This is a genomic window from Sphingomonas sp. (assembly GCF_036387535.1).
Lineage (GTDB): Bacteria > Pseudomonadota > Alphaproteobacteria > Sphingomonadales > Sphingomonadaceae > Sphingomonas_R.
The window spans coordinates 1-5,806 of record NZ_DASVTO010000146.1 but is presented as its reverse complement, the minus strand read 5'-3'; the positions used below and the strand labels follow the sequence as shown (position 1 = coordinate 5,806).

Sequence of the window (5,806 nt, the reverse complement as noted above, 5' to 3'; positions counted from 1 at the left end):
GTGAACAGGCCGGTCCAGTTGTCGCGCGGACCGTGGCCGTTGACTAGATAGGTGTAGTTCTACGCGGTCACGTCCGCAATGTCGGTCGGGTCCATCCGCATCCCGCCCCAGGCGAGGCGATCCGCCACCGGCTGATCCGCGCCGTTCAGCATGCCGGCGACCGTCTGCTGTTGCCGATTGAAATAGCCGGGCTGCTGTTTGAGCTTACGGAAGATGGCGTGCGGATGCAGCGGGCTGTGATCGGACAGCAGGATGACATGTTCACGGTCCGCCAGCACCGGATCGGTCCCCTTGGGATCGATGATGATCGGGCCGTAAAGCCCGGTCTGTTCCTGCAGCCCCGAATGGCTGTGATACCAATAGGTGCCCGCCTGAACGACCGGAAATTCATAGGTGAAGGTGGTACGCGGCGCGATGCCCGGAAAGGAGATGCCGGGCACGCCGTCCATCTGGAACGGCACGATCAGGCCATGCCAGTGCAGCGAGGTCTGCTCGTCCAGCCCGTTTTCGACGTGCAGCCGCACGGTCTGCCCCTCGCGCAGGCGGATCAGCGGCGCGGGTGCGCTGCCGTTGATGCCGATGGCATGGCTGGCGCGGCCGTCGATCATCATCCGCTGATGCGCGACGGTCAGCCGGATATCGTCACCGGATACGGTCGGCAGCGGGGCCGCGACGCCGGACGACCCGGATCGGGCCCAGGCCGGCATGATCGCCGACAGCGCGATACCGGTTCCGGCAAGCGAGGCACCGCGCAGCAGGTGGCGGCGATCGAGAAGGTGCATGATGATCCCTGATGGCATGGCGGCGTCGACGGCCCCCACTTTGATACGCGGTGCGGCGACGGACCCCTTATCCGCGGTGCAGCCGGTCCGACAGCGCCTTTCGCGCCCGGTGCAGGCGGGTTTCGACGGCCTTCTCGCTGATCGACAGCACGGCCGCGGTCTCGCTCTGGCTCATCCCCTCGATCGTGCGCAGGATCAGCGTTTCCTTCAGCGCGGTGGGGAGCGCCGCGATCATCCGCGCGACGCGGCGAAGTTCCTGCCGGTCGGCCGCGCCATCCTCCACCGAAGGCCGATCGTCCGCGATCGCGGCCGCGGCGTCATCAATCGGCCCGGCGAAGGTCAGGAAGCGGCGGACCGCGCGCTTGCGGCCCCAGTCGCGGCATTTGTTGAGCGCGATGGCCGCCAGCCAGGTCCGCAGCGGGCGGACGCGATCATAGCGCGCAAGCGCCCGGTGCGCCGCGACGAACGTGTCCTGCGTCAGGTCCAGCGCCTCCTCGGCATCGCCGGTGCAACTGCGGATCAGGCGGAAGATCGATGGTGCGTGGCGGCGCATGATTTCCGCAAAGGCGGCCTGTCCGCCCGCGTCGCCGAGCGCGGCCAGGTCACCATCGGGAAGCGTGCGGACGTCGCCGTTCACCGCGCGTCGTCGGTGAGCGCCTTCACCACCGCTTGATCGAACAGCGCCGCCTGATCCGGACGGAGAAGCTGCCGCATCGCGAAGACATGGGCAAGCGTTGCCTTTTGCAGTTCGCCCATCGCCGCATGGCTGCGATCGACCGCGGCGATGACACCGGGGCCATTGCCATGTTCGGCCGCGATCGCCGCCGCCAGCCGGGCATTGTCGGCCCGCAATTCCCGTTCCAGCACGGTGCGCCGGACGGCGAAACGCTGTTCCAGGCGATCCAGCGCGATCTGTTGCGCGCTGTCGAGCGACAGCCGGTGATGCACCAGATCATGCAGCGCGGCGCCCGGCCGCGGCGCGGCGGGCAGGACGGCGCGCCCGATGAAGACGCCGCCGATCGCCGCGACGAAGGCCGCCCCCGCGATCGGCCACGCCCGGCCACCCCCGATCATGGCGCACCCGCCAGCAGGGTCGATGGCGCCAGCCAGGGATCCGCCCCCAGCGGCGCAAGTGATGCCGACGCGCCGCCCATCGGTATGACAGCACCGGCAATGCCCATGATCAGCGCGACGATCACCGCCCCCGCGCCCCACCCAAGCCCGGCCCGGACCGGCGGCTGCGCCGCGATGCGGGCGAAGACATCGGCGTGCAGCGTTGCGAGCCGCGGTGGCAGCGGAGCATCCGCCAATCGCGCGAGCGCGGCATCGAGATCGTCCATGCGGTCCATGCTCCTTCTCTATCATCCTTACGCGGTGCGGCGCACCATCCCTCATGGCTTCGCAAACCGGCCGGGATGCGGGGGCCGGACGATACGGGCTTGAGCCGCGGCGCGGGACAGGCCAGCATCGCGGCATGACCGGCCCGGATCCCCTCACCTCCGCCAGGACCCTGTTGGGGCAGGATGCGGCGGCAGCGGCACGGCTGGCGGAGGCAGTGCTGCGGCATGGCTCTTCGGCGACGGCGACGTTGCTGCTGGCGTCGGCGCGGCGGCGATGCGGCGACGCGGACGGCGCGATCGCTTTGTTGCAGCCGCTGGCGGTGCGTGCGCCGCGGGCGTGGGGAGTCCATGCCGAACTGGGGCTGGCGCTGGCGGGGCGCGGCGATGCGGATGCGGCCATTTCCGTGCTGGAAGGGGCGGTGGCGTTGAACGACGCGGCGTTGCTGGCACGGCACAGCCTGAACGATCTGCGGATGTTGGCGGGCGTCGCGGATGGATCGCGGCCGGTACTGACGCGGGACGCGGCGCTGATGGCGATGGTTGCGGACCTGCTGGACGGCGATCCTGCGGCGCGGGGTCGGCTGAGCGCGCGTTATGGCCTGGATGCGAACGATATCGCTGCACAGTGCCTGGTCGCGGATGCGGGCATGGCGACCGGGCGTCATGATGCCGTCGCCGCGCTGTTGACCCCCGCGGTGGAGCGGACGCCCGCCCACGCGCCGGCGCGCTATCGCCTGGCGGAGGCGTTGCACCATGCCGAACGCGATATCGAGGCGCTGACGGCGATCGATGTGGTGGTCGATAGCTGTCCGAAGGCGATCGTGGCGCGCGCGCTGCGCGGTGCGATCCGCCTGCGGCTGGGGCGCGCGGCGGAGGCGGTGGCGGATTTCGGCGCTGTCGTGGCGTCGATGCCCGACGCGGCGGCGGGCTGGCTGGCCCATGGCCACGGACTGCGCATCGTCGGCCGGCCCGAGGATGCGGTCGCGGCCTATCGCCGCGCGCTGGCGATCATGCCGGCCCTGGGCGAGGCTTATGGAAGTATCGCGGACCTGAAGACCGCGGCGTTCGACGACCAAGACCTGGCGGCGATGACCCGGTTGTCCGAACGGGCGGACCTGACGCCGGCGACGCGGGCCCAGATCGGCTTCGCGCTGGGCAAGGCCTGGTCGGACCGCGGGGCGGATGCGCGGGCGTTCGCATGCTATCGCAGCGCCAATGCGGTACGCCGGATTATCGAGCCGCACGACGCCGATGCGCACGACGCCTTCGTCGCGGCGATGATCGCGACCGGCGACACGGGTTTCTTCGCCGCGCGGGCAGGGTGGGGGAACCCCGACCCGGCGCCGATCTTCATCGTCGGGCTGCCGCGCTCGGGATCAAGCCTGATCGAGCAGATCCTGGCATCGCATCCGGCGATCGAGGGTCTGTCGGAACTGCCCGAGGTGACCGCGATCGCGCGCGGCGTGTCCGGCTATCCGGCGGGCCTGCGCAGCCTGACCGCGCAGGATGTCACGGTGCTGGGCACGCGCTACCTGGCGCGCGCGGGTGCGCGGCGGCAAACCGGCCGGCCCCGGTTCATCGACAAGTTTCCCGGAAACGTCCTGCACATCCCGTTGATCCACCTGATGCTTCCCGATGCGCGGATCATCGACGTGCGGCGGGACCCGCGCGATTGCTGCGTGTCGCTGTTCGTGCAGAACTTTGCGCAGGGGCAGGCCTATAGCTATGATCTGGGCGATCTGGCGCGCCATCATGCCAGCTATGTCGACCTGACGCGGCATTATGATCGCGTGCTGCCCGGGCGCGTGCTGCGCGTCGATTATGAACGGGTGGTCGACGATCTCGAAGGGCAGACCAGGCGGCTGCTCGATCATGTCGGGCTGCCGTTCGATCCCGCCTGCCTGCGCTTTTCCGACAACGACCGCGCGGTGCGGACCGCCAGTTCGGAACAGGTGCGCCAGCCGCTGTATCGCACGTCGATCGGTCGGTGGCGCCGGTACGAACCCTGGATCGGTCCGCTGATCGCGGCACTGGATGACGCGGCGGCGACGCGGCCATGACCGGCCGATGACAATATGGCATGGCTTCATCCCAATATAGTGTTTCCTGCGTCGATCGTTTCGGGTGAGCCTCCACACTCGGAAGGCCGCGCCGTCCAACCGCACAGGCGATAACGCCGGCGGTAGGCGGCACGGGCACGGTCTCGGGATCGACAAGGGGGGTGGGCGGTGCAGTCAATCGAACGCGCGAACAACAGGCACGGTCGGGCCAGGATGGTGGCCCGCTGGTGGACATCCGCCGCGGCGATCGCGGTCGCGATGCCGGGGATGGCCGAGGCACAGGCGCAGGCCGATCCGCCCGTGGCGGCCGCGCAGGCGTCCAGCGCGGAACTGACCGATATCGTGATCACCGCCAGCCGGGCGGGCGCGCAATCGTTGCAGAATGTGCCGATCGCGGTGGCGGTGGTGAACGTCGATCAGATCACCAAGTCCGGGCAGGGCAATCTGGTCGATCTCGCCAAGTTCACGCCGTCGCTGTCCATCACGGAAGGCGGGCCGGGGTTCAACAAGTTCAACATGCGCGGTCTGTCGACCGGCGGCTACAACACGTCCGATACGTCCGATCGGTCGCTGGTCGCGGTCTATCTGGACGATACCCCGATCTCGGTCCAGGGCCAGACGCCCGACCTGAAAGTCTATGACCTGGAACGGGTCGAGATCCTGCGCGGGCCGCAAGGTACGCTGTTCGGGGCAGGATCGATGGCCGGCACCATCCGCTTCGTCACCGCCAAGCCGGACATGAAGCAGGCGTTCGGCTCCGTCGAAACGGGTATCGCGACGACCCAGCATGGCGAGCCCAGCTTCAACGTCCGTGGTATGGTGAACGTGCCGCTGGTGTCGGACACGCTGGCGTTCCGCGGCAATTTCTATGTCGGCCGCGACGGCGGGTTCATCGACAATATCGGGCGGCGCGACAAGGACAATGCCAATCGCAACAACACCTATCAGGGACGCGCGGCGTTGCGCTGGACCCCCAGTCCGGACCTGACGGTGGATGCCAGCTTCACCTATGAACAAAGCCGCGCGCGCGGGCTGAACGCGGCGTTCGATGGCCTGAAATCCTATACGATCCTGACCAACGGGCCGGAGGGAACCGACGACAAGTTCCGGCTGTACACGCTGGGTGTGGACTATAATCTCGGCTTTGCCAGCCTGGTGGTGACGGGTGCTTACACCGATCGCGCGATTGGTTTCGATGCCAGCGTCGAACCGCAGATCGGGTATTTCTTTCAGGATTATAATTCGGGCAAGCCGGTCAGCACGACGACCTACCCCCTGTTCAAGGCGCCGACGACCTACGATCAGAATATCGCGCTGGCCCTGCCGCCCGAATATTACCAGATCGACCAGAAGTTGAAGGACTATATGCTGGAAACCCGGCTGGTTTCGAAGCCGGGTGGTCCGGTCAGCTGGACCGTTGGCGCCTTCTACGAAAAGCAGAAGCGGCACCTGCGCCAGGACATTCCGACGCCGGGTTTCGACACGCTGTCCTACATGAATTATTTCTACGGTCCGTTCAAAACACCGAACGGCCTGTATGACTCGCAGCTGGTCGACAAGGCATTCCAGAAGGACGACATCTTTTCGGGCTTGCAGGATGTCGACGAGCATCAGCTTGCCTTTT

At 67.8% G+C, this 5,806-nt stretch carries 5 protein-coding genes and 1 pseudogene; 2 read left to right on the top strand and 4 right to left on the bottom strand.

Annotated elements, in window-relative coordinates; genetic code table 11:
* Window positions 1-62: 62 nt before the first annotated feature.
* The 4 genes and pseudogenes from VF649_RS13310 to VF649_RS13295 all read right to left on the bottom strand — a co-directional run.
* A pseudogene (locus VF649_RS13310) lies at window positions 63-785 on the bottom strand (multicopper oxidase domain-containing protein); the annotation flags it as partial.
* 64 nt (window positions 786-849) lie between these two features.
* Entirely contained in the window at window positions 850-1,419 is a 570-nt protein-coding gene (locus VF649_RS13305) for an RNA polymerase sigma factor (protein WP_331012441.1), read from the bottom strand.
* Window positions 1,416-1,856 carry a periplasmic heavy metal sensor gene (locus VF649_RS13300; RefSeq protein WP_331012440.1) on the bottom strand — a complete coding sequence of 147 codons (441 nt, stop codon included), beginning with the start codon at window positions 1,854-1,856 and terminating at the stop codon, window positions 1,416-1,418. Before VF649_RS13300 ends, VF649_RS13305 begins: the two co-directional genes overlap by 4 nt.
* The gene (locus VF649_RS13295) at window positions 1,853-2,131 is read right to left on the bottom strand and encodes a hypothetical protein (RefSeq protein ID WP_331012439.1); all 279 of its coding nucleotides are present in this window, start codon (window positions 2,129-2,131) and stop codon (window positions 1,853-1,855) included. The genes VF649_RS13300 and VF649_RS13295 overlap by 4 nt, the downstream gene beginning before the upstream one ends.
* A 125-nt stretch (window positions 2,132-2,256) precedes the next feature.
* Between VF649_RS13295 and VF649_RS13290 the strand changes: the two genes are divergently transcribed.
* Both VF649_RS13290 and VF649_RS13285 read left to right on the top strand, forming a co-directional pair.
* Window positions 2,257-4,182 (top strand): tetratricopeptide repeat-containing sulfotransferase family protein, encoded by a 1,926-nt coding sequence (locus VF649_RS13290; protein ID WP_331012438.1) that lies wholly within the window; start codon window positions 2,257-2,259, stop codon window positions 4,180-4,182.
* A gap of 213 nt (window positions 4,183-4,395) precedes the next feature.
* On the top strand, window positions 4,396-5,806 hold a 1,411-nt coding region (locus VF649_RS13285), incomplete at its 3' end, for a TonB-dependent receptor (RefSeq protein ID WP_331012442.1).